The following is a 25216-nucleotide window of genomic DNA, read 5'->3' as shown; positions in this document are numbered from 1 at the left end:
GATGAGTATAATAAAAATAGGAGGTGTGATTATGCAGGAATACATGTGGGAAGCCATTATTCAATGTGATAGGTTGTATGATGGAAAATTTTATTATGGACTAACCACAACTAAAATTTTTTGTAGACCTTCTTGTAAGTCCAGAACGCCAAAAAGAGAAAACACTAAAATTTTTTCAAGTGTCAGTGAAGCGAATACTGCTGGTTTTCGGCCATGTAAAAGATGTAAGCCTGAGAAGCTCTATGCTCCTGATAGCGAAATAGTACACAATGTTAAATTGTTTATCCATCATCATTTCAATGAACCTATTACTCTCCATAAAATCGCTGAGGAAATTCATATCAGCCCTTATCATTTACATAGGACTTTTAAGAAAATAGTAGGAACAACAACTTCTGATTATTTATTACAGAAAAGAATGAAAGTAGCAAAAGAATTGTTAAAAACAACAGACAAATCTATAACAGAAATTGCTTTTAAAGTTGGCTATCATAACACGTCCCACTTCTCAACCGTTTTTTCAAATAAAGTAGGAATGAATCCTTCAACCTTTAGAAAGCAATATTCAATAGTAACATTATTAGGAGACGAAGATGAATAGACAAGAAATAGTATACTGGGATAGTTTGATTTATAATAACTGGATTTTTCATTTAGCCGCTACGAAAAATGGTCTTTGTTGTCTCAAGCTGCCCAATGAGCCCATTGAAACGTTAGAGAATTGGGTCGATAAACATATACAACATGCAGAACTAGTTCAAAATACAGAAAAGGTGTCAGGTTACTGTTTACAATTAAAAGAATTTCTCCAAGGTAGAAGAAAAAAATTTCTAATTGACCTTGACCTTCGTGGCACTTTATTCCAAAAATCAGTTTGGTACAGACTGATGAAAATTCCGTATGGAGAAACTAGTACATATTTTCATATTGCTAAGAGTTTACATAATCCAAAGTCAAGTAGAGCTGTTGGAGCTGCTAATGGTTCAAACCCAATTCCAATCATAATACCATGCCACCGAGTTATTGGTAGTGATGGAAAATTGACAGGGTACAGGGGAGGAATTGCATTTAAAAAGACGCTTCTTGCATTAGAACAATTTTATGCTTAATGCAAGATTCACGTTAATTTTAAGTAGATTTGATAGGGTTCTTTAAATTATTGTGGGTATTAATAGTAATATTAGCGGATTCCGAACTATTTTAAACATATTTAAAATAGTCAATTTGGTTTCTTTTAAGGGAGTTTTCCAAGTTATTCACTTCAATAAATAGCTTTTCTTCTATAATAGACTGATTAGGCGCTAATACTTCTTCTAATATTTTTTGTTTAATCTCCATGTAAATAAAATCTATTGCAAATGATGATTATATTTAATTTAGTTGACTCATCATTTATCCTTCTTAACGTTCTATTAAGAAGTTTTTTGATATTCTACGAAAAGCGAAAAAACATCATAATTACAATACTTTTACAGGTAATGCATCTTCCAGTTTTAATATCCTTGCAGCATTACCCCCAAAAAACAATTTCATATCCTTTTTGCTCATTCCAATGTTATTACATGCAACCTCTTGTATATCGAGATACCGTTTGGAAAAGCCACGTGGGAACCGGCATGAATCCGTACCAAAAATCATGCGCTCTGGCCCGATCGTCTCATATGCTTTTTCAAATAAATTTTCCAATGATAGTTTGTATGGCATTCACCTAACCCAGTCATTGGAGCCACTGGAATCAACATAAACATTTGGGCTTGACCATGCTAAATGAAGTAATTCCTGCCAATACCCTGCCCCAAAACGAGGAAAAATAAATGGTATATCAACATACTTTTGAACAACATCTTGCATTGTAAGTGGATTAATATAAGGATGTGTAACGACTCCCCCGGACCTCCTAGTACTCCAAAATGGATTAAACATGGGAGCTTATGCTTATTTAAATACTCCCAAAAAGGTTCCAAGTCTGGAGAATCAAATGGCTTTCTCATTAGGGGGCCAAACCATTTGTAGCCTTTTAAACTGAGCTTTTCAACAGCATCTTTTACCTTTTCATATGCTCCTTCAGATGATAGATCATGGTGGGCAAAGCAATGAACTGATTATTGCTTTTCTTCACAATATCAGCAAGAACTTCATTTCCTCCTCCAGTTACAAAAACAGTTTTTTGAATACGATTTGTTTTTAATTCTTCTTGCCAGCGTTCTGATTATTTTTCATTACCCGGATGATCTGTTTCAGCATGTTCATCTTCAAATTTGAAATTCTCACGCCACTTTTTCCTTAATAGTTGTTGGTAGGCAAGTACCTTTGGATTAACTTTTCGATGTTCATAAAATGGTTCATGTTTAACAGGAAAATGTGCATGAATATCAATAACGTTCTCTATCATATTATTCCCCTTCTTTTATTTTCCACCTGTTAATGAAATTCCTTCCACAATACGCGTTTGAAAAATTAGAAATACAATAATCATCGGTACAACTGCTAATGTACTCATTCCCATAATCGTATTCCATTGAATACCACCAGCATCTGATGTGCCATAAAGCGAAATTCCAACAGGTAATGTTCTCATATCACTTGTTGTTGTGACAATAACAGGCCATAAATACGCATTCCAATTCCCCAAGAATGTTAAAATTCCTAACGCGGATAAAGCCGCTTTTACTTGAGGCATTGCAATTTTCCACCATATGCGGAATTCGCCCATTCCATCAATTCGAGCGGCATCCAATGTATCATTCGGAACACCAGAGAAGAATTGCCTCATTAAAAAGACACCAAACGCCTCAATGATTCCCGGAAACATAATTCCCCAATACGAGTCAATCCAATTTAATTCACTACTAATGACGTACCAAGGAATCACTAACATTTCAGTTGGAATCATCATTGTACTTAAAATGACGACAAACCATATTCTTTTTCCTTTGAAATCAAACTTGGCGAATGTGTATCCAATTAAGCCACAAAAAAGTAAATTTGTAATGGTTACCGTAACTGCTATTAAAAAGCTGTTTGCATACCAACGAACATACTCTGTCTCGGCAAATATATATTTATATGAAGAAATATCCAGTTTTTCTGGTAATAAACCAAATTGATAGAAATCTGGTAAACTTTTAAATGATGATAAAATCATCCATAAAAATGGAAAAGCGACAAAAACAATCCCTATCCACAAAAATAAATGGACAAATATATTCGAAATTTTAACCCGTTTTGTCAACATATCCACCTCCTATAGTTCATAGCTTCTATTTAACACTTTTAATTGTATTAAAGTAACAATTAAAATTAACACGAATAGGACAACAGTAATTGCAGATGCATACTCCAAATTGTACTCTCTAAATCCTGTCTTATACATGTATACTGCAATACTAGACGTACTATTTAATGGACCCCCTAAAGAACCAGAACTACCTCCCGTTAAGTTTGCAATTTGTGTAAATATTTGGAGGGTTTGAATTGCCCCAATAACCGTTAAAAAGACAATCGTTGGATTTAATAAAGGAAATGTTATCTTCCAAAACATCTTCCACTTACTTGCCCCATCAATCTTTGCTGCATCATAAAACTGTTGGGGTATACCTTTTAATCCCGCTAAGAAAATTAACATTGAAAATCCAATCATCTGCCAAATTAGCATTGCACTTACAGAAAGTAATGCTTGTTTAGGATCTGATAACCAGTCTTGTTGTGGTAAGTGTAAGAACTTCAACACTTGGTTTAATACACCATTGTGTGGATCATACATCAATCTCCATACCCAACTTACCGCTACAATCGATGTCATATACGGTAAGAAAAACATAATTCGGTAAAACCACTTAAAATGATTCACACGTTCGATTGCTAGTGCTATTATAAGTCCAATTGCAAGTTGGATTGGAACGGTAATAATAAAGTATAATAACGTATTTACTATTGAACGTATAAATTCTTCATCAGATACTAACTTCACATAATTTTCTATCGTGTAACCTATTTCCCCTCGTACTGTAAACGACATAGAAAATGCGTATAATGTAGGGGAAATTCTTATACCAACAAAAAATAGTATTGGTATAAACAGGAATAAGTAAGCAATAATTGCTTGCCTCGTCTTTAACTTCATAGGGATTCTACTAAAAAAACCTGCCTTATTCTTTTGCCCCATTTACATCCCCCTTTCAAAAAATGTGAATGCTTAATTTTAGATACAATTAAGCATTCAGTTAATTTACTTGATGATGCGATTAATCATCATAAAATTCGTCACGTACTTCTTGAAGTTCTTCCACCATTTGATTAAAGGCCTCTTCAACATCTGTGTTATGTAATGTAACTTTTTCAACTGCATTTATGACGATATCCCGTTCTTTTTCTTCATGAACAAATGGTGTAGCATGGGCTACTTCAAGTCCTTCGAGAAAAACTGCATAAATTGGATCACTTTTAATATCTTCGTCCTCAGCTAAAGAGGCTGCTGCAGGTAATTCACCTACATTTTCAAGCCAATCTCTTTGGGTTTCCTCTGATATTAAAAACTCTAGGAACTTTTGAACTGCTTCTAGTTTCTCACCGCTAACATCCTTCGTAATAGCATTTGTCCAATAAGAGCCAAAGTTTGACTCGAGCCCACCTTCTTCAAGAACTGGTAGGGTAGTCACTCCCCAATCGAAATCCGCATTCTCTTTATAAGCGGAAATGTTAAATGAACCATCAATTACCATTGCAGTTCTCCCTGAACTAAAGCTCGTTACCGGAGTATCCATAAAGTCCGCATCACCAATTTTATGGTCCGTTGTCATATCAATCCAAAATTTAAATGCATCAACACCTTGTGGCTTTTCGTTCCACTGAACAGTGAGCTGATCCTCACTATAAGGCTCGATACCGTATTGACGTAATAATACTTGTGGTATTACATGCTGTCCTTGGGCGGAAATATTCCAAGCAAAGCCAGCTTGTTCGTAACGATCACCATCGCGAATAGTTGTTTTAATACCATTATCAACAAGTTCATCCCAAGTTACTGGCGGTTGTTCAGGATCAAGACCCGCTTCCTCAAATAACTCTTTGTTCCAGAAAAGCGCCAAAGAACGTACTGCAGTTGGTAATGTATAATATTTATCATCAAACTTGGATGTTTGAATCATCGGTAAATAATAATCCTCAATTTCTTCTGTACTCATAAAATCCTCAGGAATAGGTTGAATATAATCCAACTTTACAAAGTTTGGAATCCAACCATAGTAAATGTTTAAAATATCTGGTGCTTTGTTAGCATGCATCGCCGCTGTAATTTTGTCATTATACTGATCATATGGAAAATCCTGTGCCTCTACTTTTATACCCGGGTTTTCTTCCTCAAACTTTTCAATTAACCGGGCAATTTCTTCTACTTTTGCTGGGAATGTATATTGCCAATAAGTAATTGTTACTTCATCTGAATCTGAACTTGCTTCGTCACTTTTACAACCAGCTAATAATAAGACCAAAACAATCATTAAAGCGGTTACAAGCTTTTCAATTCTCATTAAAATATTCCCCCTTGTTTTTAGTATCATCCTGACAACTTAACCAATAAAATCACGCGGTAAAGTTAAAACACCTCCTTAAAAGTGCGTCTTCAAAAAGGTCGATAAAAAGGATCAAGAAGTTCAAGGCGGCGTAGCTCCCGAGGAACGGAGCGTATGCTTTTACATACGCGAGTACCGGAAAAGCAAGCTTAGAAAACTTGCTTTCGCTACGCTTTTACAGCGAATGTCTTAGTTGCACTTATGCAGTAAGAAAGGATTTATCCTTTCTTACCTGCCAACGTAGAAATTCGATGTGTCATTTTTGTTGGACTTTTTGAACATCCTCATAAGATGGAATAGTTTCATATTATTTTATTGTTTACATCATAAATCCAATATTTTTTAACTGAGTATGCCGATAATATCTTATCTTTTTCATTTGGGGTTTTAGCTAACTGTTTATCTAAGCGTTGAAACAAAGCTTCCGTTTGCGACTTGTGTGCACGAATGGCTTTCATTTTGTCATCTAAAAACTTAGAAACTTCTATTTCCAAGTCTGGTTTACCAAGTTTTTCAAAACGGTCTTTCGTTATGGCTGCACAGCGAATTTCTGGACGTTCTTTTTTTGGAAGTTTACTAATCGCTATAACAGTAGCAGCGGATAAAGCATCATGGTCAGGGTGAACCCCATGATTCGGATAAAAAGTATACACTATATTTGGTTTTACATCTTTTATAACACGTAACACTTTGTTAGCAAGCATTGCACGACATCTAAACTGTAATGTTTTATCTTGCATTTTCCATAAGTGAAATTTATGGATTCCAATAATTTCGCATGCATCACGTAACTCAATTTCACGAACTAATGGCAATGTTTCCCGGTTAGCAAAAAAAGGTACTCCCATGCGGCGTCCCATTTTGACCAAGTGTGGCACAAACGAGTGTAATTTTATCACCTGCTTTGACATGTTTTCTCAATGTTCCTGCCCCAATAATTGTTTCATCATCTGGATGAGGATAAATAGCTAATATATTTTTACTCATCAACATCCTCCTTCATTCTTAAATGCTCACATTAAAGCAACATTATTTTCCACATTCGAACGGTTGAAAACTTAAACCTAAAGCTATATTTACATTTCCTTCTTGGTCATGTCCACCCAACAAGAGCTTACCATTACCTGTTAATTCCCAATCTGTAAGACTTTCTGAATAAAGCCATCCGTCCTCAAGTTTTAAACCAATTTGATATATTAGACCATTACCGGTAATTTTCCCTTCAATAAGTTAATTTCCCATTCCGAATATATGCACATGTCACTATTTTTCCAGGCTCTTTTAAGTTCATCCACAAGTTTTGAATTAGTTGGTTTACTCATCGATAATGCAGCAGCAATATTCGAACGAGAATGACCTTCATTTTTTCTTATATAATAAATTTCATATATTGATGATTTGCTTGAATATGTTCAGTCTTCATTGTGCTTCACCTCCTAAAAAGAAATATTGCATTCACTCACTTGTAAATTGAGGTAAATAAGGCCTATTTACTTCCATTAATTCATCATAAATTTTCCGAGCCGCTTCCGCACTTGGTATGTTCGGGTCGGTTAATAGCGCTTGCATTACTAAGTTTCGATCACCATTTACTCCAGCCTCAACAACGAGATGTTGAACATCAATTTGTTGTTTACATAGTGCCGAAATCCCTCTAGGTAACTCACCTAACGCGAGCCCATTTAGCCCTTTACCACTCACGACTGCTGGAACCTCAACGATTGCTTCTTCAGGTAGGTTAGAAATTATCCCGCAATTCGGAATATTAACGGATTCAATTAATTCATTCGTGTTATGAATCATACCGTTAATAATGTTAAAAGCTTTTTCACCAGATGGCTGAATTAACTGCTCATCAACTGTAATATCACCACAAATGACACCATTCAAAACATCAACTACAGCTAGTCTTCGTTTCTCATAACAGTCAAAATCATAGCCTGCAGCAGAAATCATTTCGTGTGCATAAGGAAAAAACTCACCTAGATGCCCATCACCTGATGTCGGGAGAAGTCCATATCGATGAAAGATAAATCGCGACAGCTTCGAATACTCAGGGTTATATGTTTTTTCTTTTTCACGAAAAAGTGGATATAGATCCTCCCCTGTTCGTTTGTCACGAATGTCACTCATCCAAGTGAAATGGTTTATCCCCCAGGCCTTGACATCGATATGTTCCTTTTCAATTCCTGTAATGGTGGAAACAATTTCAATTCCAGCCTTCATTTGATGGCAAAGACCAACTGCTTTTACATTTGTAAATTTATTAATTGCAATACAAAGACGACTCTCTGGGTTAGTAAAGTTTATTAACAATGCATTCGGGCAAATTTTTTCAATGTCCTGACAAATATCTAAGACGATTGGTAAGTTTCTCATTGTGTGAAACACAGCGCCAGGTCCAACATTTTCACCAAGTACATGATTAATTCCATATTTTTTTGGGATTTCAAAGTCCTTTTTCCACATTTTCACTCGATCAATTGCAATGGATAAAATGACAAAGTCTGCCTTTGGTAAAGCTATTGTTCGATCTGTTGTATATGAAATTTTATAGCTTGCATTTAATTCTTCATTCATTTTGCTTGCAGCTAAAGCCATCTTTTTAACTGCTTCTTCATCAATATCAACTAAAACAATTTCGCTTCCCCATAAATCCTTTGTAAAAAAAGCATCTTTTAACATACTTAATCCAAAAATAGCGCTTCCCGCTCCAATAATGACGACTTTCGGTTTATAACTCATTCGGCCTATCCTCCATTGGTATATTGTAGTGTGTATAATTACTTTCCTAAGTTAGTTAACATAACTTACTTACTGATTAAAAAGTATTCTACTATTAATAAATGCCATCACCAACGCTTACATGATGAATATTGGTAATTTTATAAATTGACAGAAAAAATGTTTCGAATTTAAGTTTTCGTTACAAAACGAGTAAAACGTTCAACATACCTTATGAAAGAAGAAATAATCATAGCTGGATAATTCAATGCTTCTGACGCAACGAATCGTGGTTTTTTAATCACTTCATGATAAATCTCATGTATATTTATCTTTGAAATAATGATAGGCCCGTCTCATATAATTCCTGGATCCAAAAGGACTCGATTGTCGTATCATGGTCATAGAGAGCACTCTTCCGGTCTTGTTGGTTGTTTTTGTCAACTACCATTACACTAGATTTTGAGAGGTGCTCCTTTTTTTTCAAATCCCATGTCACGTAAGTGATTTGAGTTATGAAATTCATTCAATTAATAGGGGTTTGCCCCCCTCTTCTTCCCATTTCCCTTGCAATAGTGGTATTAAGTTTTCTTATTTGGTGAGTAAGTGGCAACGCTACTTAAACTCGAGATTTATTTAATAATTTAACGTAACTTTTCGTGACCTGTTGAGAATGTGCCCATCGTTTCTGCATTCGGATTTAAATATTTTTTGGCATGATTGACAGCGATCGGACATTCTGAAAAACCGCCCACAATTAGATTTAATTTGTTTGGGTAGGTTGCAGCGTCCCCCGCTGCAAAGACTCCGGGAAGGCTCGTTTCCATCGTGGCATTTACTACAAAACGTTCGTTTTGCATTCCTAGCCTCCATTTGTCTAATCCGCCAAAGTCACCCTTGTGCCCGTGATTAATAATCACTTAATCAATTTCCACCTGTCGGATTTCCCCTGTTTTTACATGTTTTATAGTTACTTGCTCAATTTGGCTTCCTTGTCCTTGCAAATCTGCCAACACATAAGGTGTCAGGACTAGTGCAGATTCATTCATTTTTACAACATCCCACTCAAATGCTCTGAACTCATCTCTTCTGTAAATAACCGTGACACTCTTGGAAATGGTATGCATTTCATTTGCCAATCTACTGCGGAGTCCCTACCGCCTGAAATCAAGATACGTTTATCTTTAAAGTGATGAAGATCCTTTACTACATAATGTAGACTTCTACCTTCATATCGTTGGGCACCATTCAAATCGAGTCCCAAGGTTCAACGATCCCTATGCCCACAGTCAGGATAATCGTTCGTGTGTAATGAATGTCGCCAGTTGAACATTTCAACAAAAAAGTTCCCTCATTTTGCTTTTGAAGTTCTGATACGACTTGATTATAGACAACAGTTGGTTCAATTGTTGTTATCTGAAACGTAAAGGAGAACCACCTTTATAAAAAGTCGATTCAAATAATAAGAGGCCTTATAGTTGACAACTCCAGAAATCCCCTTTATAGTTGCAGCCGTTTCCAATAGTAAATTTGCGTCTATATCTAGTCGTGTTTGAATAAGAATTTCCTCTATTTTTTTGTTGAAATGGGGTAGTAAAAATCCATTTTTCACTACAACCTTTGGCTGGACAATGTCTTAACCGATTTACTCGCTCTTCCGTGATCTTTTGGTCTACAAAGTAAACGGCAGCATAGATAACTTCTTTTTCTTCGGACACCGATCAAATATTTATATCCTCCACACTCAGACTCGTAGGAATATCCGTTCTCACTGTAAAGCTTGCAATTCCTCTGTCAGGGTAATCGTTTGTCTTTTCCGCTCGCTGTGCAATGGAATCTTTCTCATTTTGCCATGTGTAGTCTTTCACAAAGTTTTTTGTAAAGCTTTCTGTGGCACGATGTCCATAACTAGTGACAATAGATTTGCAAGAGGTACAGGAAACAATTGACAATCGGTAGCGCCCCTGTTATTATTTATTTATTGATCAATAAATAAAAGAGGTGAACAGACCTTGAGCCAAAAGCACGAATCCACCCAGAGCCGCCAACAGCAAATACTCGCCGCCGCCGCACAATTATTTGCAGAGTTCGGATATTATAAGACGACTACCGCTCATATCGCACGCACCGCGGGTGTTACACAACCTTACATTTTCCATTTTTTCAAGTCCAAAGAGGAACTGTATCTCGCTGTTCTAGATCAGGCTACACAGCGCATCAATTACGTATTCACCGAGGTGAACGCTCCCCGGGATATGTTACATATCGAGATGGGGAATGCGTTCAAAGAGCTTCTCGAATCCGATCGTAATGAAATATTGCTGACAATGATGGCGTACACGATTCCAGAACCGACCATCCGGGATACGGCACGAGACATTTTCAGCCTGATTTACGATAGAGTCAAGAGCAAATTGGAGCAGGCCGGCATTCCGAATGCAGACGATGAAGCGAGCCGGTTCATCGGACAGGGATTGACGATCGCACTGGCGGAGACCGTGAACCTACCTGAGCTGCTTCCCTGGTTCGAACATGATAAGAAATAAACGTCGATTGGCAAAGTGATGTATCCAAGCTTTGCCAAATATTTTACCATTTCATTTATTGATCAATAAATAAATAGTGATTCGAATGAAAAAAATACTGCCTCTCGCCGCGTTTCAAAGAACCCGTTGGAAAAGATTTTCTCCAAATATAAGACAGAAGGAATCGTGAGTGAGTTCGAACTGGCCGGTCCAACCATGCGGCGCATCTATATCCGTTCGGAGGCGCTGGGGCAATTGCCGTATAATCCAGCCCAGCATGTGCGTATCCAAATCAACGACCCATCGTCACCGTACGGAATCCTCCGTCCCATGGAGACGCTACGCACGTATACGATCTGGGAATATTCGGTTCAGCCATGCGTCTTCGAACTGAGAATTCATCTTTACGACGGCAATGGTATCGGCTTGAATTGGGCTAATAATGTTAAACCCTGAGATCCCGTTATTTTCCGGGGACCTACGGGCGATTACGTGATAAGCCTGCACCTTATTATGTGTTCGCCTGCGAGGAGACTGGGTCGGTAGCAATCGAAACGATGCTCGGAGCGATGTCGTCGTCAGAAGAAGTATACGGAGTTCTAGAATACAACTCGAAGCACGACGAGATGGCGATTCCAGGCGCACACCGGCTACTACGCGTGCACCGGAACGGCAGCCTCTCCCGTTGCCTCCCAGAAGCTGCTGAAGCCGTGGAAAATCTCGTTCTTCATGATCAGGTAGGCGTTGCGTATGTTACCGGCGAGGCTCAGACTTGCGTCCTAATCAGGAATCATCTGATACATGAACGGGGCTGACCGCGGACTGCGGTGAGAGCAAAGCCGTTTTGGATGCCAGGGAAACGCGGACTACATTAAGCACCACAAGTATGGACAACAAAACAAAAAGGAGTGGAGAAATGTTTACTACTGTACGAATTCGCTTACTCGCCGTAACGTGCGGGGCACTGTTTATGGCAATGCTCGACAATCTTGTTCTTAGCGTCGCTCTTCCTACGATCCAGCAATCGTTGCAAGCCAGCTTTACCGATCTGCAATGGATCATGAATGCTTACATGTTTGCTTTCGCCGTTTTACTGATCCCGTTCAGCATGATGGGAGATCGGTTCGGCAGGAAAAGAGTGTTTCTGATCGGTCTGCTCGTGTTCACCGTTGGTTCTGCGCTGTGCGCTCTAAGTGGCAGTCCGCTACAACTTATTCTGTCACGGGCGATTCAAGGGATTGGTGGCGCCGCGATTGTTCCGCTCAGCTTGACTTTGGTAAACTTAGCATTCCCGAAAAACAAACGAGCCGCCGCTCTCGGCATCTGGTCAGGGGTATCCGGACTCGGGTTATCGATAGGACCGCTCGTTGGAGGATTAATCGTCGAAGGGCTGTCTTGGTCGCTTATTTTCTGGCTCAATGTGCCAGTCGGGTTGTTATCATTCGTGCTCGGTCTCTTCTGGCTAGAGGAATCGAAGGGCGAACAGAAGCCGATTAATTTCCCTGGTGTCGCCCTGCTTGTGATCGGATTGCTGGGCATTGTATACGGTCTGGAAGAAGGCAGTAACGCCGGCTGGGGTGCACAGGGCACGTTACTACCGTTGGTCGCTGGAGGCATATTGCTCGTCCTGTTCTATTTTTGGGAACGCAAGCGTCCAGTCCCGTACATCCGGTTCGAACTGTTCCGCAGCAGCAAGTATACCGCCTATGTGCTCGGCGGCTTCTGGATGCTCGCGGGCATCTTCGGCGCCATTTTTCTGCTTTCACTATTCCTGCAGCAGGCGCAAGGATACTCCGCGCTGGAGGCAGGCATTCGCATGATGGCGTGGACCACCTGCTCAATGATCGCTGCACCGCTCTCCGGCATGGCCGTCACCCGACTTGGTGCCCGGAATGTGCTGATAGTTGGCTTTCTGATGCAGACGCTCGCGCTGGTCGGATTCGCTTGGCTCATCGCCGCGCAGGGTACCGGCTTCCCGTTCGTCCAATCAGCACCGCTCTTGATGCTAGCCGGCACGGGAATGGGTCTCAGCTTTACGCCGCTAGCCCATGGTGTGCTTTCTTCCGTGTCGGACAGCTCTGTAGGCGAAGCGAGTGGCGTCAGTAACGCGTCCCGCGAGCTGGGCGGCGTGTTCGGCATTGCGCTCGTCGGTATTTTCTTTAACGCTGATCCTGCAATTGCTACGCCCGCGGATTACAGCGAGCATATTGTGCCCGTCCTGCAAATGTGCGCCGGGATGCTCGGCCTTGGGCTGATCATCCTGTTTTTCGGCACAAGAGAGCGAGTCGGGCGCAAGGCGGGAGTGCGGACTGCCGGAACTCGCGGATAGAGCGAGACACTGCAGCTACAAGCCTCCTCGGATTTAGTCATAGCCACCAGCTAAGCCGGTGGCTTCCATCATTAGATATTCCATAAATTTGGACTCACATAGTTTAGGTAACATATAGGGGAACTTTCAAGGGGTTCTCCTTATTCAATGAACCTCTATTAACAATGCTCAAAACTAACAAAATCTCTTCTCTTGACATTGACATTAGTGTCAACCCTTAACATAGTGTTATACGAAACAAATATTAGGAGGGATTTTAATTTTTACAAAATATAATGTTGATAAATTTCTGCGTTTCTATTACTTACACAATAACGAATTTATTTACCGTAGGCAATTCTTTTTCTCTAATATATAACTATTTCTCACCTCTGAATCTATGACCTTCTCCTGTTCACTTTTTAATTGATTTGTAGGTAGATGGATTCCTTCCTACCTTATTAATAATAAACGATAATATTTATATATTTTTTTCAAGGCTATTGATTTGATCGTTTGGCAGAATCACTGGAACATCAAGATGACATTATCAGTTATTCCGATTGTAGATATGGAAGATGTTACTCTACTATGTAGAAGAAACTGGGATGCTTGAAGAAGTGCCTGCTGATTTACAATACTACATTAACTATCAAACCCTTGGTCGCGATTTAGAGATTAACCCTAAACTTTTCTTCAAAACTATAACAGGTTTGACTGACAGGTATTTAATGATAGGTAGCTTTGCAAGTGTTAAAAAGATATCATTAGTTTTTGATGATAATGATGAAATGTTAAAAAGAAGGTCATTTTCAATCATTTTTCCTTACATCAATTGTAAGTATTTATTGACTTCTATACTTGTTATGATATTAATAACCCAATTTTCAACCGTTTCACATACTTCACTAAAAAAAGGAGCGTTATATAATGATCAGACGAGGGAAATTATTAGAAGTCCAAGACTTACAAAAAAATTATGGCAAGAAAGACAACATAACAAAAGCTTTAAACGGGATTAGTTTTGACGTTCTTTCAGGAGAATTTTTAGGTATAATGGGTCCAAGTGGCTCTGGTAAAACAACATTATTAAACTGCATTGCAACGATTATAAAGCCAACATCAGGGCGTGTGCTTTTAAATGGAAAAAACATTAGCGCTTTTGATAGTAAGGATTTAGAAGAATATCGAGGAAGTCGAATTGGTTATTTATTTCAAGATTTTGCACTGCTAGATAATTTAACTGGACAAGAAAATATACTACTGCCATTGTCTATTCATGGAATGGATGTAGCAAAAGCACGTGCCAAATTAGAGAAATTAGCAGTTTTTTTAGAGATTACGGATATCCTTCATAAATTCCCATCTCAGATGTCTGGGGGACAAAAGCAAAGGGTAGCCGCTGCACGCAGTTTGATTTCTGATCCAGATATCGTTCTTGCGGATGAACCGACAGGAGCATTAGACACACGCTCTGCAAAAATCTTAATGAATAAGTTGGAAGGGATTAATAGAAGTAGTGGAAGAACGATTTTAATGGTTAGCCACGATCCTAATGCAGCAAGTTTTTGCTCAAGAATCCTTTTTATTCAAGATGGTATCATCTTTCATGAGCTGCGCCGCAAACAAGATGAGTCTCGCGAGAAATTTTATGATAGAATTTTAAAGGTATTAGCTCAGCTTGGGGGAGGAAGCGCAAATGTTCTCTAGGCTGATTTATCGTAATGCGAAACGAAGTCGTAAGGAAAATTTAATCTACTTTACAACACTTATAACAGCAGTAGCCTCATTTTATATCATTCTTTCACTTGGAAGACAAGATGTTATCCTATTCTTAAAAGAATTTGAAAGTGATGCGATCGATAAACTCTTATCCCTAATGCCCATTGTGTATCTATTTGCCTTATTTCTATTGTTTTTCTTGATTTTATTTGCTAATCAGTACCAATTAAATCGGAGAAGCAAAGAGTTTGGGCTCTATCTCATGTTAGGAATGCGTAAAGAGCGTCTTGTTCTTCAACTTGTAGCAGAGGGGCTTTTGACGTCTATTTTGGCACTCATTGGCGGCATTTTAATAGGGGGATTTTTAGCAGAAATCATCAGCTTGACGGTTTCTAAACTAGTCGGACAGGGAATTATCGGTCATCAAATAAGCTTGTCGGTAAGCGCGATAATCTTTACGATCATCGGTTTTTTATTCATCCAGCTCATAGCATTAGTCATACTTGGGGGAAGATTATTTAATCAAGAGGTACATCAATTACTTTATGAGCAAATGGATAAGAAACAAGATATGGGACATTTTAAAGGCAACGTATTCCATATTTTAGTGGGTCTTGTCTTACTAGGTGTTGCCTATTCGATTGTTTTATATCGTTTTATAGATTTTGGAGGACTGCTTCTGTTTGTGGCATTGGCTCTCGGATGTTTAGGAACGATCTTTTTTATGAGGGGATTTGGAAAACTATTTGGCTTATTGGCAAGCTTGTCTGAGCGTAAATCTACGAAAGGTCTGCGCACATTTACATTAAGGCAGTTTCAAGAGAATGTAGCTAATAAATCTACTTCTGTTGCTGTAACATCGATCCTAATCACGTTGTCGATCATTTTGATAACAAATGGTGCTTCAACTATTATAGGTTTCGATAGTGCTATTACTAGGAGTTCCTCGTTATATGATTTTACGGTTAATGGGGATGAGCAAAAGGTTGAGCAATTTCTCACTTCAGAAAAAATGGTACCATATGTAGAGGACTTAAATCTATTAGAAATTGGGAAAATGAAATTTAAGGATGAACGTGAGGAAAATGACTTGCCTGTATCGTTGGTAGACTGGTCTGAATTAAGAGATCAGCTCATTATGGCTCTGCCAAGCAACTATAAAGAGCAGCTTTTATCCGGAGAAATGAAAGGTTACACTATTAGTTCTGAAAACCCTGAAGCACTTAACTTGCTTGGGGTCCTAGAGATTGATACAAAAGCACCTTACCTCATTCCTGAATCATCTTATAATGGACTTTTAGAAGCAATAGGAGAAAAACCACTGAACCTGCATTCAGATGAAATTGCTCTATACTTTAATCCAGACCTTTTGCATATGGATAATCTAGAAAGCATGCCTATACTAGATCGTATTCTTGAAAAGGCTGAAAAAGAAGGGCAAAGTTTAATAAGCATTCATGATCAGGAAATATCTATACGCCCATCAATTCCAAGGAAGGGATTAGTCGCAGACCGTTCGGTAGAAATTCATTCAGCATTTATCGTTCCGGATCAAATGTTTGAACCTTTATTAAATACGGAATCCTATAAATCATATTGGAATTTTCGCATCCCACAAAAGCTGCAGGACGAACAAGGTTTAATGACACCAATGATGGAAGCTAGAGACTTATTAAAATATTCAGGCTTCCAGTTTGAAAGTTATTTGCAAAACTTTGGACGTCAACTCTTCTATGTTGTTGCTGGAAGTTATACGACACTATATGTGGGATTCTTATTCTTACTTATTGCTTGTACGGTATTAGCTTTACAATTTTTGACACAGATGAAGCAGACTGGACAGCGCTATGTAACACTTTCCATGTTGGGAGCAAAACGGAATCAAATGAAAAAGTCGATACATAGACAAGTGTTGTTGACTTTCCTGTTACCTATGTCTCTTGCATGCGTGAGTGCAGCTGTTGGGATAAGAGCGATGATTTCATTTGTGATGATTCGCATCGAAGACAACGCGTTACTTTATCCGATTGCCTTTACCTTTGCATGTGTAGTAATCATCATTTTCGTGATTTATGGAGTAGCTGTTGCCCGTTCAGCAGGTCATGAGATCGATAAATTGCGCTGGAAGCCAAATATAGATTAAAGAACTGTTCCATTTCATATAGAGGGAGGTGCCAAAGTGGCGAGGATTGCTGTTGTTGAAGATGATTCATGGATGCGAGAAGAATTAATGGATATATTGCAAAAAGAAGGGTTTGAAGCAGTAGCAATTACCGACTTTCATGATGTAGTCGTGCAAATTGTCACTTTGGCACCAAACTTAGTCTTATTGGATATCAATTTACCAGGACAATCAGGTTTTGAAATATGTAAAAGTCTAAAATCCAAAGGGATTGGTCCCATATTGATGCTTACATCTAGAGATAAGTTACAAGATGAATTACATGGTCTTCATTTAGGTGCAGATGATTATCTCATAAAACCATGTAATCGAGACCGATTATTGGCACGCATTCAGAACTTGCTAAGAAGGTTTGAAGGACAACCAGACTTGATAGATGGTGGCAGTTTTTCATTAGATCCAAATACCTTTACTTTGTATAAAGGGTTCGAGTCGTTATTATTATCAGCGAATGAAGGTAAATTATTATTGGCTTTAGTACAAAATAGGCCTGATGTTGTATCCAAGTCAACACTGAGTGAACTTTTATGGGGAACAGACCAATATATAGACGAAAATGCCCTTCAAGTCAATCTAACCCGCTTACGAAAAACATTGCGGCAGTTAGGCTTGGAGAATGAAATTGAGACAATCAGGGGTAAAGGTTATCGACTGAGGGGGTAAGAGAAGCCGTGAAATGGATAAAGCAAATCTATGATTGTTTTCATGCCTATAAACAATGGTTTCTTATCTTGATAGCTACCAGCCTCCTTTTTAGTTATTTAGCTTGGTTGGCTTACCCAGAAACCTTTAAGGTGTTAGTAGGGCTCATGATTGTTTTTACGCTAACGATGATATCGTTGTCTGTATTCATGATCATGATAAAGCAAAAAATAATCGAAACTGTCTTTCAAGATTTTTTGTTAGAACCGAATGAAGCGAACGAAGAAAGATTATGCCGGGTATCTCCTAAAACACATTGGTCACTTATCCGTAGAATGGGAAGTGTCATCAGATCATATCAGTCGGAACTGAATGATCAAGTCATTGAACTCGCCGATTATGAAAACTATATAGAAGGATGGGTTCACGAAATTAAAAAGCCGCTTTCATTGATGACATTGGTATTAGATAACCGCAGTGACGAAATGTCTTCGCTTGTTAGACAGCGTATGCTTCATGTCAGAGATCAAATGCTTGGAGACGTTGAGCGAATTTTGTATTTTGCCAGACTTGGGGCTGCTCATAAAGATTATATTTTTGAGTCAATAAACTTGCTCGCATTTTGCAAGCAGACAGTTGAAGACCATCAAACGCTACTAGATGAAGCTGGTTTTCAAATACAGTTTATAGGTGAAGAGATGGGAATTTTATCCGACCGCAAAGGGTTAGCTTTTATATTAGAACAAATCATCTTTAATAGTACGAAATACGTTGCAAAGAATCAGGATCATCCCATTTTGGAATTTGAAACGATTTACGATGAAATGCATGACCAAACCATTTTGCATATTCGTGATAATGGACCTGGTGTCTCTGAAGAAGATTTAGCCTTTATTTTTGATAAGGGCTTTACTGGAGGACGGGGTACTTATACAAGACAAGCAACGGGGATGGGGCTTTTTTTAGTAAGCAAGATGGCGCATGATTTAGCTATTCAATTGGAGGCAACATCAGGGCTTGGTTCAGGGCTGAGCTTATCGTTAATATTTCCGCATGTGAAACAATAAGCAATTAACACATTCATGGGTTAATTGCTAGATAATTAAAATTGGGCTTTGCCGTAAAAGCCACTCCCTCCCCTTCCTCATCCTAAAGGGTTGAACTTTCTCACTCGGGAAATCTGTAAAACTTTTTATGCATTCGTTTTTTCTCCAATACTATTTACTAAGCGCATTTTTTTATAATATTAACCCTTTGTAAATTGTACGTTTTAGCCTTCTTCTCTATCATGAGGAGATGGCTTTTTTCTAATTATATAGGTGTAAGTATATTGATTGTAACCCTTCTTCGTATTTTTCATCTATTTTTCAATTCTTGTGTACTTGCCAATATTACTTAACGATCATTATCACGTACCTTTGCAAATAATTGGCTTGTTATATTTACCCTTGACCGTTAGTATGATTTTGAGAAGTATATTGTTTAAAAAAGTTCAAAAAAAATATCATTACACGTATTATTTATAGCTGTTTTATTTTTAATGCCCTTACTAGTAATATTATTTGGTTTACTACATACCAAATCAATGATCGGATTAAGTATCATATTATTTGGCTATGGCATAACACTAGGATTTTCACCTCCCCTATTTTCAACTATTATTAGTAATGAATACAGCGAAAATAGAGGAACAGCTTTAGGTCTTTTTAATTTCATCCGTTATTTAGGTATGGCAATCGGAGGCATGTTAACAGGGATATTTAAAGTCTTTCCAAGTAGATATGTGTTTATCTTTTTAGGTAGCTTTCTTCTTATGACATTAATCTTACAATATCGGAATGTAAAAATACGTTTTTTATACTAACTATGTTTGAACTGTAAAAAATGCCATGATCCCAGGAGTGGAATGCCCTACATTTTGATATACAATCAAAATAATTATGCTTAGAGTCTGCTGAACAACTATTACTTTCCATCCTGCCGTTGTCTTCTGCGAAATGTGACATGCTTTCCGTGGGACGGCTTCAGCCTCCGACGCACAGGACGTGCTAGTGCGGGTGTTGCGACATGGACGTTGCGTACTTAACCCGCCTCGGAAGAAAACCACTTCCTGCGGGGTCTTCAGACTCGTGGGACTCCGCTAAATGCTCGTCCCATCGAAGACCATTTGCTTTTCCCACTGGAGTCAGTCACTTTTCGCTCCAGACAACTAGATTAGTTCATTACATGTGCAAAGACTTTTTGGTAAACCAGTCAAATCCTTTGCACTTTATATCCAGAAAAACGAGTACAAACTATTGATTTAGATGGGATTTCTGTTTATTCAGTAGACCTTACTTAATATTTCTCCGAAAGAACTGAAGGTCATAACGCCGTTTTTGTAACGGGGCCTTTATAAAATAAAAAATTAATAATGCCCAAGATACAGCATTTAGTATACTCAAACCGAGGAGGGCATTATTAATAATCTAGTTTCAAAATTTATTTTCGCAAAATAGCTGTCCCTAATTTACATAGCATTACATTATTGAAGTCCCTCGTACAAAGGAAACTGATTGGTGATTTCATGTACTTTTCTTAAAACCTGTTCTTTAACAACTGAAGAATTCGGATTTTTTAATACAAGTGCAATAAGAAGGGCAATTTCTTTCATTTCTTTAGGCCCTAATCCTCTCGTCGTCATAGCAGGACTTCCAAATCGAATTCCACTTGTCACAAGCGGGCTCGTCGTATCGTGAGGAATGGAGTTTTTATTCGCCGTAATCCCTACTTCATCAAGAATTTTTTCGGCTTCTTTCCCCGTTAGTCCAATACTACGCAGATCAAGCAACACTATATGATTGTCTGTGCCACCAGAAACGACATTTAATCCTTCACTTATTAATGTCTCTGCCAATACTTTGGCATTTTCAAGAACTTGTTCAATATACGTTTTGAAATCAGGTTGTAACGCCTCCCCTAGCGCAACAGCTTTTGCTGCGATGATATGCATTAACGGGCCACCTTGCAATCCAGGGAATATCGCTTTATCAATTGCTTGCGCCCATGATTTGCGGCACATGATGACACCACCTCTTGGTCCACGCAACGTTTTATGTGTTGTCGTCGTAACAAAGTGTGCATGTGGTAATGGATTAGGATGCAATCCCGCCGCAACAATTCCCGCAATATGTGCCATATCCACAAAAAAGATAGCCCCGACTTCAGCAGCAATTTGAGCAAATAACTTAAATTCGATCGTCCGTGGATATGCGCTAGCACCGGCAACAATCATCCGCGGGCGATGTTTATGAGCAAGTTTGCGCACATGATCATAGTCAATATACCCGGTTTGTTCATCTACTCCGTAAGAGACGAAATTGTAAACTTTTCCGGAAAAATTTACCGGACTCCCATGGGTAAGATGACCACCATGAGATAAATTCATCCCTAAAATAGTGTCCCCAGGCTCTACAGAAGCGAAATAGACCGCCATATTTGCTTGCGCACCTGAGTGGGGCTGAACATTTGCGTGCTCAGCATCAAAAAGATTTTTAACACGTTGAATAGCGAGTTCCTCAACCACATCTACGTAATCACAACCACCATAATATCTTTTTCCCGGATATCCTTCAGCATACTTGTTTGTCAGTACAGTACCCGTTGCTTCCATTACAGTTTGACTAACAAAGTTTTCTGAAGCAATCAGCTCTATTTTATCTCGTTGTCGTGAAAGTTCTTGCCTAATGGCTCCAGCCAATACGGTGTCTTTTTGTTCCAAGTTTTTCATGAAAATATCCCTTTCTGTTTTCTTATTCGTTGCCCGATTCTCTTCATTCAAAGAAATGAATTAGTTTTTCCTTTGATTAGGCATAAAATTCTCCTTTGCCTAATGCTATCGTGTTGCAAAGGCAACTATTTATGTGATAGTATACCAACAAATGGACTGCATAGTAACATCCAAATAATAATTATTTAGCAATCCATATTCTACATGCACCATCATCTGGGAGTGAATGAAATGCTAAAAGTGAACCGAAAAGACAAAAACCCTATATGGCAGCAATTACTGGATCAAGCAATTCATAATATTACAACAGGAAAATGGCCACCAGGTGAGTTACTTCCGCCATCTCGGGAGCTTGCTTTATTAGTCGGTGTTTCACGCTCCACTATTCAAATTGTTTATGAAGAATTATTCAGCCGTGGGTATACTGTGACAAATCGACGTGGTGGAACAAGGATAAGTGAGTGGGGCTATAAAATCAGCTCTTCTGAGGATGTTATATCTAAAGGACCATCCACCCCAGAATTACCATTGTTAAACTCTGCAGTCGATCAGCTGCATAGCTGGTTTAGGGGAAAAGAAAATCATAACGTAGAAATCGATTTCTGTCCCCATGAACCGTATTTGGATGAGCATTTTCAAAAAAGTTGGAGACAATCTTTTTTACAGGCATCAGCAAAAGTAAACCTAGACAGTTGGGGTTACGGTAATCCTTATGGCTTCGTGCCACTACGCGAACAAATTCAACGTTACTTGACATTCGAACGAGGAGTTCATGTCGATATCGACCAAATTATATTAACTTCAGGTGCGCAGCATAGCATCGATTTAATCGCTCAATCCCTATTACAAGAAGGTGAAACGGTTTCTGTTGAAGATCCTGGTTTTCCTGCTGCCTGGATGACGATGAAATATCGAGGCATGAATGTCGCTCCTGTTCCTGTTGACGAGTATGGACTACAAGTAGATCGTATTCATCCACAATCCAAACTTGTTTTTGTTACTCCTTCGCACCAATGTGCAGTTGGAGTCATTATGGCTGAACCCCGCAGGCAACAATTGTTACACATGGCTGTTCAAAATCAATTCTGGATCGTTGAGGACGATTATGATGGTGAATTTAGATATCGTGGTGGTCCACTCCCAACTTTGTTTAGTCAGCAACCACAAAACACATTGTATATGATGAGTTTTTCTAAAATGGTTGCTCCCGGTATTCGAATATCGGCAATCGTTGGACCAAAAGAGGCCATTCGTCAACTTGCCCAAGTACATGAATTGACCTATCGCCATCTTCCAATTATGGAGCAATTGACGCTTGCTCATTTTATCGAGCACGGTCATTTTATGCGCCATATGAGAAGAATAAGAAATGTATATCGCCGTAGACATGAAGCCATGACAAGGGTGATCATTGAAACTAGGCTAGGTGAACAGTTCAAACTTAGCGGTATTGAAACCGGATTGCATATGCTGCTTGAAGCTGAAGAATCGTTTGATGCAGAAGAAGCTGTGACATACCAAGCACTCAAAAAAGGGATACGTGTATATCCGCTTAGCACTTACTGTATGTGTAGCAATCGGAAAGGATGGGTGCTCGGCTTTGCTAAAGTCGATGAACCAGCTATTGAAGAAGGAATTTATCGTCTTGCGAAAATGATTTTATAGTACAAATCTCCATCTCGTATGACATCCGTCAAAAAGACAGCTAAAAGGACTAAATGGCAAGTTAGTTTTTGGATGATGATTGGTCATAGCGAAACTTTTTACATTCGAACTGTAAGATTCCATTTTTAGTTCATAAGTCTCTTTTTAGCTCAAACAATTTTATATTAAACCACACCGCTATAGCTTTTTAATCATATTACTATGCTTATTGAATCGATCTGTCAGCTCAAAAGCAAAACTATGATCTTTCTCTACTATCTAGCATCATAGTTTTGCTCTAAAATAACGTTTCGTCACTGCACAATTACTATATCTTTGTTCGTTTTTTCCTTCTATTTTTGTTTGGCTTGTTGTACGACACTTACACGATGTTGTTTTTTTAGGAATTGTCCATTAATCAATAGATGTGCCCCCAAACCAGCAACAAGTCCCCAAAATGCACCTCCGACACCCAATAATGTAACATTTGCGGCCGTTGCCAAAAAAGTAATGAGCGCGGTTTCGCGTCCGTTCGGATTTGTTAAAGCGTTGGCAAGGCTACTACCAATTGTGCCTAGCAATGCCAATCCCGCTAAAGTCGCAATGAAAGTGGCAGGAAGAATTAAAAACAATGTAGCTAGCGTCACACCAAATATACCGACAATAATATAAAATATACCACAGGCAATTCCTGCAATATAACGTTTCTTAGGATCTTCATGTGTATCTTTCCCTGTACAAATTGCTGCTGTAATAGCCGCTACATTAAAAGCGTGTGATCCGAATGGCGCCGTGATTAGTGAGCCCACCCCTGTTACGACCAAAATCGGATTCGCGCTCGTCTTATATCCATCATTTCGTAACACTAGCATTCCAGGCATGTATTGTCCCGTCAATGTAATAATAAAAAGCGGTAATGCTACACCCAATAATGCGTGAAGCGAAAACTCTGGAACAACAAAGACTGGTGCTGCGATTGCCAATTTAATATTGCTAAAATCTGCTTTCCCCATACCGATCAAAAAAATCAATCCAATTGCCAAAATACCTACAATTGCGTATCGAGATGTAAACCGTCTTAGTATAATATAGGAAGCAAACAGAACAACTACAAGCAAAGGATCAACCTCTGCACCGCCAAAAGCCGAAATACCAAACTGCAATAAAATACCCGCTAGCAGCCCGGAAGCAATACCTGGAGGAATAAGCCGAACAAAACGTTCGAACATTCCTGATACCCCCAAAATAATAAATCCTAACGCAGAGATGATATAGGCTCCAATTGCCTCAGGATAGGGGGTTACCGCTAAAGCTGAAACAAGAAAAGCTACACCCGGTGTTGACCAAGCTGTAATAATTGGTTCACGGTATCGATAACTTAGCCATATACCAGTTACACCTACACCAATAGAAATCGACCATATCCATGAAGCAGTCATTTCGGGACTTAGCCCAGCCACTTTTGCAGCTTGAAACACAAGAATAAAAGTACCTCCATAGTTAACAATGACAGATATAAATGCAGCGATAGTCGGCGATACCAAATCGCGACCACTTAGTGAATTTGATGTTGTATTCATACGTATTTCTTACCTCTTTTCTCATTATCCTAGAGCACCATTTTCATTCCCTTCATGCTCGTCCGGTCATAACGTTGACCAAACGTACTTATGCATCATCGTATGATAGTAGCTCCTTCTTCAATAGAAACTTTAAAATTCTGACATACCCAACAAAAAAATATTCATTCATCCACGCGGGAACCCTTTCTCTCTCCTTTGTGCTTGAAATTGTTTTAACTAAATAACCAAAGCTTTATCCCCTTTCTTCTCATAATCAGCGTTTGTTAATGAATATAAGCATAACCTATTATGGAATGTAAAAAAACATCCAAAAATATAATTTGGGTCAGTCCATAACTTTATGCCAAATAATATTTATCATTTTCCTTACTGTAAATAGTTTTTATTTGATTCAACGAGTGATGAAACTCAGTTGGAGAATAGATAGAATATCGGTGCATGTAAAATCTTCCTTGTATGTTGGTAGATATAAAAAAACGCCACTCTGAAGATAAATGAGAAATAAAAAAAGAGCTATTGTTTTAACACAACACCTCATTTTTGCTTT

The 25216-nt window shown here is 38.6% G+C and carries 24 protein-coding genes and 3 pseudogenes; 12 read left to right on the top strand and 15 right to left on the bottom strand.

Features of this window, described 5'->3' with window-relative positions; translation table 11 throughout:
• Positions 1-31 precede the first annotated feature (31 nt).
• Complete coding sequence (locus DFR56_RS02565; RefSeq protein ID WP_110393836.1) at positions 32-601, top strand: bifunctional transcriptional activator/DNA repair enzyme AdaA; 570 nt, start codon at positions 32-34, stop codon at positions 599-601.
• Positions 594-1109, top strand: coding sequence for a methylated-DNA--[protein]-cysteine S-methyltransferase (locus tag DFR56_RS23665; RefSeq protein WP_110393835.1), 516 nt, complete (start codon positions 594-596; stop codon positions 1107-1109). The genes DFR56_RS02565 and DFR56_RS23665 overlap by 8 nt, the downstream gene beginning before the upstream one ends.
• Before the next feature lie 349 nt (positions 1110-1458).
• Here DFR56_RS23665 and DFR56_RS23390 read toward each other — a convergent pair.
• From DFR56_RS23390 to DFR56_RS02485, 13 genes and pseudogenes are all read right to left on the bottom strand, one after another.
• Positions 1459-1851: pseudogene (locus DFR56_RS23390) on the bottom strand (amidohydrolase family protein).
• A 358-nt stretch (positions 1852-2209) separates the two neighbouring features.
• Complete coding sequence (locus DFR56_RS02545) at positions 2210-2392, bottom strand: hypothetical protein (protein ID WP_110393832.1); 183 nt, start codon at positions 2390-2392, stop codon at positions 2210-2212.
• A gap of 15 nt (positions 2393-2407) precedes the next feature.
• Positions 2408-3232: a carbohydrate ABC transporter permease gene (locus DFR56_RS02540; RefSeq protein ID WP_211320593.1), complete on the bottom strand. Its 825-nt coding sequence runs from the start codon at positions 3230-3232 to the stop codon at positions 2408-2410.
• A 12-nt stretch (positions 3233-3244) separates the two neighbouring features.
• The gene (locus DFR56_RS02535) at positions 3245-4165 is read right to left on the bottom strand and encodes a carbohydrate ABC transporter permease (protein ID WP_110393830.1); all 921 of its coding nucleotides are present in this window, start codon (positions 4163-4165) and stop codon (positions 3245-3247) included.
• Positions 4166-4244: 79 nt separating this feature from the next.
• Complete coding sequence (locus tag DFR56_RS02530; RefSeq protein ID WP_158525471.1) at positions 4245-5528, bottom strand: extracellular solute-binding protein; 1284 nt, start codon at positions 5526-5528, stop codon at positions 4245-4247.
• A gap of 344 nt (positions 5529-5872) precedes the next feature.
• The gene (locus DFR56_RS02525) at positions 5873-6418 is read right to left on the bottom strand and encodes a PIG-L family deacetylase (RefSeq protein ID WP_158525470.1); all 546 of its coding nucleotides are present in this window, start codon (positions 6416-6418) and stop codon (positions 5873-5875) included.
• Positions 6396-6557, bottom strand: coding sequence for a PIG-L deacetylase family protein (locus DFR56_RS23660; protein WP_158525469.1), 162 nt, complete (start codon positions 6555-6557; stop codon positions 6396-6398). Before DFR56_RS23660 ends, DFR56_RS02525 begins: the two co-directional genes overlap by 23 nt.
• Positions 6558-6599: 42 nt before the next feature.
• Positions 6600-6785 (bottom strand): DUF1806 family protein, encoded by a 186-nt coding sequence (locus tag DFR56_RS23385; protein WP_372442849.1) that lies wholly within the window; start codon positions 6783-6785, stop codon positions 6600-6602.
• A gap of 240 nt (positions 6786-7025) precedes the next feature.
• Entirely contained in the window at positions 7026-8315 is a 1290-nt protein-coding gene (locus tag DFR56_RS02510) for a family 4 glycosyl hydrolase (RefSeq protein WP_110393826.1), read from the bottom strand.
• A 197-nt stretch (positions 8316-8512) separates the two neighbouring features.
• Positions 8513-8699: pseudogene (locus tag DFR56_RS23925) on the bottom strand (IS5/IS1182 family transposase); the annotation flags it as partial.
• 239 nt (positions 8700-8938) lie between these two features.
• Positions 8939-9154, bottom strand: coding sequence for an NAD(P)/FAD-dependent oxidoreductase (locus tag DFR56_RS02500; protein ID WP_146214233.1), 216 nt, complete (start codon positions 9152-9154; stop codon positions 8939-8941).
• A gap of 60 nt (positions 9155-9214) precedes the next feature.
• Positions 9215-9433, bottom strand: coding sequence for an NAD(P)/FAD-dependent oxidoreductase (locus DFR56_RS22570; RefSeq protein ID WP_146214232.1), 219 nt, complete (start codon positions 9431-9433; stop codon positions 9215-9217).
• A gap of 582 nt (positions 9434-10015) precedes the next feature.
• The gene (locus tag DFR56_RS02485) at positions 10016-10246 is read right to left on the bottom strand and encodes a hypothetical protein (RefSeq protein ID WP_110393821.1); all 231 of its coding nucleotides are present in this window, start codon (positions 10244-10246) and stop codon (positions 10016-10018) included.
• Between the two features lie 60 nt (positions 10247-10306).
• On the opposite strand from DFR56_RS02485, the gene DFR56_RS02480 reads away from it, so the two are divergent.
• The 9 genes and pseudogenes from DFR56_RS02480 (at position 10307) to DFR56_RS23275 (ending at position 19537) form a co-directional block, all read left to right on the top strand.
• Positions 10307-10840, top strand: coding sequence for a TetR/AcrR family transcriptional regulator (locus tag DFR56_RS02480; protein ID WP_110393820.1), 534 nt, complete (start codon positions 10307-10309; stop codon positions 10838-10840).
• Positions 10841-11334: 494 nt separating this feature from the next.
• Positions 11335-11634, top strand: coding sequence for an SIP domain-containing protein (locus tag DFR56_RS23920; RefSeq protein ID WP_207518607.1), 300 nt, complete (start codon positions 11335-11337; stop codon positions 11632-11634).
• 101 nt (positions 11635-11735) lie between these two features.
• Positions 11736-13148 carry a DHA2 family efflux MFS transporter permease subunit gene (locus DFR56_RS02470; protein ID WP_158525468.1) on the top strand — a complete coding sequence of 471 codons (1413 nt, stop codon included), beginning with the start codon at positions 11736-11738 and terminating at the stop codon, positions 13146-13148.
• Positions 13149-13634: 486 nt separating this feature from the next.
• Positions 13635-13807, top strand: a pseudogene (locus DFR56_RS23810) (antirestriction protein ArdA); the annotation flags it as partial.
• A 250-nt stretch (positions 13808-14057) separates the two neighbouring features.
• Entirely contained in the window at positions 14058-14837 is a 780-nt protein-coding gene (locus DFR56_RS02460) for an ABC transporter ATP-binding protein (RefSeq protein ID WP_110393817.1), read from the top strand.
• Complete coding sequence (locus tag DFR56_RS02455; RefSeq protein ID WP_110393816.1) at positions 14827-16992, top strand: ABC transporter permease; 2166 nt, start codon at positions 14827-14829, stop codon at positions 16990-16992. Before DFR56_RS02460 ends, DFR56_RS02455 begins: the two co-directional genes overlap by 11 nt.
• 36 nt (positions 16993-17028) lie before the next feature.
• Positions 17029-17694, top strand: coding sequence for a response regulator transcription factor (locus tag DFR56_RS02450; protein ID WP_110393815.1), 666 nt, complete (start codon positions 17029-17031; stop codon positions 17692-17694).
• A gap of 8 nt (positions 17695-17702) precedes the next feature.
• Complete coding sequence (locus DFR56_RS02445; RefSeq protein ID WP_110393814.1) at positions 17703-18740, top strand: sensor histidine kinase; 1038 nt, start codon at positions 17703-17705, stop codon at positions 18738-18740.
• Between the two features lie 473 nt (positions 18741-19213).
• Positions 19214-19537 carry an MFS transporter gene (locus DFR56_RS23275; protein ID WP_211320592.1) on the top strand — a complete coding sequence of 108 codons (324 nt, stop codon included), beginning with the start codon at positions 19214-19216 and terminating at the stop codon, positions 19535-19537.
• Positions 19538-20197: 660 nt separating this feature from the next.
• Here DFR56_RS23275 and glyA read toward each other — a convergent pair.
• The gene (glyA, locus tag DFR56_RS02435; RefSeq protein WP_110393955.1) at positions 20198-21442 is read right to left on the bottom strand and encodes a serine hydroxymethyltransferase; all 1245 of its coding nucleotides are present in this window, start codon (positions 21440-21442) and stop codon (positions 20198-20200) included.
• Positions 21443-21673: 231 nt separating this feature from the next.
• Between glyA and pdxR the strand changes: the two genes are divergently transcribed.
• Positions 21674-23107: a MocR-like pyridoxine biosynthesis transcription factor PdxR gene (gene pdxR / locus DFR56_RS02430; RefSeq protein WP_110393813.1), complete on the top strand. Its 1434-nt coding sequence runs from the start codon at positions 21674-21676 to the stop codon at positions 23105-23107.
• Between the two features lie 332 nt (positions 23108-23439).
• Here pdxR and DFR56_RS02425 read toward each other — a convergent pair whose 3' ends face one another.
• On the bottom strand, positions 23440-24666 hold the full coding sequence (locus DFR56_RS02425; protein ID WP_170124485.1) for a benzoate/H(+) symporter BenE family transporter: 1227 nt from the start codon (positions 24664-24666) through the stop codon (positions 23440-23442).
• Positions 24667-25216: the final 550 nt, after the last annotated feature.

It is taken from the genome of Pseudogracilibacillus auburnensis (assembly GCF_003201975.1).
GTDB classification, from domain to species: Bacteria; Bacillota; Bacilli; order Bacillales; family Amphibacillaceae; genus Pseudogracilibacillus; species Pseudogracilibacillus auburnensis.
Note: the sequence above shows the minus strand (reverse complement) of the source record. Positions and strands in the feature narration are given on the sequence as shown.

Bases quoted from the DNA above. Each gene is read 5' to 3' on its own strand.
- DFR56_RS02565 (WP_110393836.1), top strand. From the start codon at position 32: ATGCAGGAATACATGTGGGAAGCCATTATTCAATGTGATAGGTTGTAT.
- DFR56_RS23665 (WP_110393835.1), top strand. From the start codon at position 594: ATGAATAGACAAGAAATAGTATACTGGGATAGTTTGATTTATAATAAC.
- DFR56_RS02545 (WP_110393832.1), bottom strand. From the start codon at position 2,392: ATGATAGAGAACGTTATTGATATTCATGCACATTTTCCTGTTAAACAT.
- DFR56_RS02535 (WP_110393830.1), bottom strand. From the start codon at position 4,165: ATGGGGCAAAAGAATAAGGCAGGTTTTTTTAGTAGAATCCCTATGAAG.
- DFR56_RS02530 (WP_158525471.1), bottom strand. From the start codon at position 5,528: ATGAGAATTGAAAAGCTTGTAACCGCTTTAATGATTGTTTTGGTCTTA.
- DFR56_RS02525 (WP_158525470.1), bottom strand. From the start codon at position 6,418: ATGGGAGTACCTTTTTTTGCTAACCGGGAAACATTGCCATTAGTTCGT.
- DFR56_RS23660 (WP_158525469.1), bottom strand. From the start codon at position 6,557: ATGAGTAAAAATATATTAGCTATTTATCCTCATCCAGATGATGAAACA.
- DFR56_RS02510 (WP_110393826.1), bottom strand. From the start codon at position 8,315: ATGAGTTATAAACCGAAAGTCGTCATTATTGGAGCGGGAAGCGCTATT.
- DFR56_RS02500 (WP_146214233.1), bottom strand. From the start codon at position 9,154: ATGCAAAACGAACGTTTTGTAGTAAATGCCACGATGGAAACGAGCCTT.
- DFR56_RS02470 (WP_158525468.1), top strand. From the start codon at position 11,736: ATGTTTACTACTGTACGAATTCGCTTACTCGCCGTAACGTGCGGGGCA.
- DFR56_RS02460 (WP_110393817.1), top strand. From the start codon at position 14,058: ATGATCAGACGAGGGAAATTATTAGAAGTCCAAGACTTACAAAAAAAT.
- DFR56_RS02455 (WP_110393816.1), top strand. From the start codon at position 14,827: ATGTTCTCTAGGCTGATTTATCGTAATGCGAAACGAAGTCGTAAGGAA.
- DFR56_RS23275 (WP_211320592.1), top strand. From the start codon at position 19,214: ATGCCCTTACTAGTAATATTATTTGGTTTACTACATACCAAATCAATG.
- glyA (WP_110393955.1), bottom strand. From the start codon at position 21,442: ATGAAAAACTTGGAACAAAAAGACACCGTATTGGCTGGAGCCATTAGG.
- pdxR (WP_110393813.1), top strand. From the start codon at position 21,674: ATGCTAAAAGTGAACCGAAAAGACAAAAACCCTATATGGCAGCAATTA.
- DFR56_RS02425 (WP_170124485.1), bottom strand. From the start codon at position 24,666: ATGAATACAACATCAAATTCACTAAGTGGTCGCGATTTGGTATCGCCG.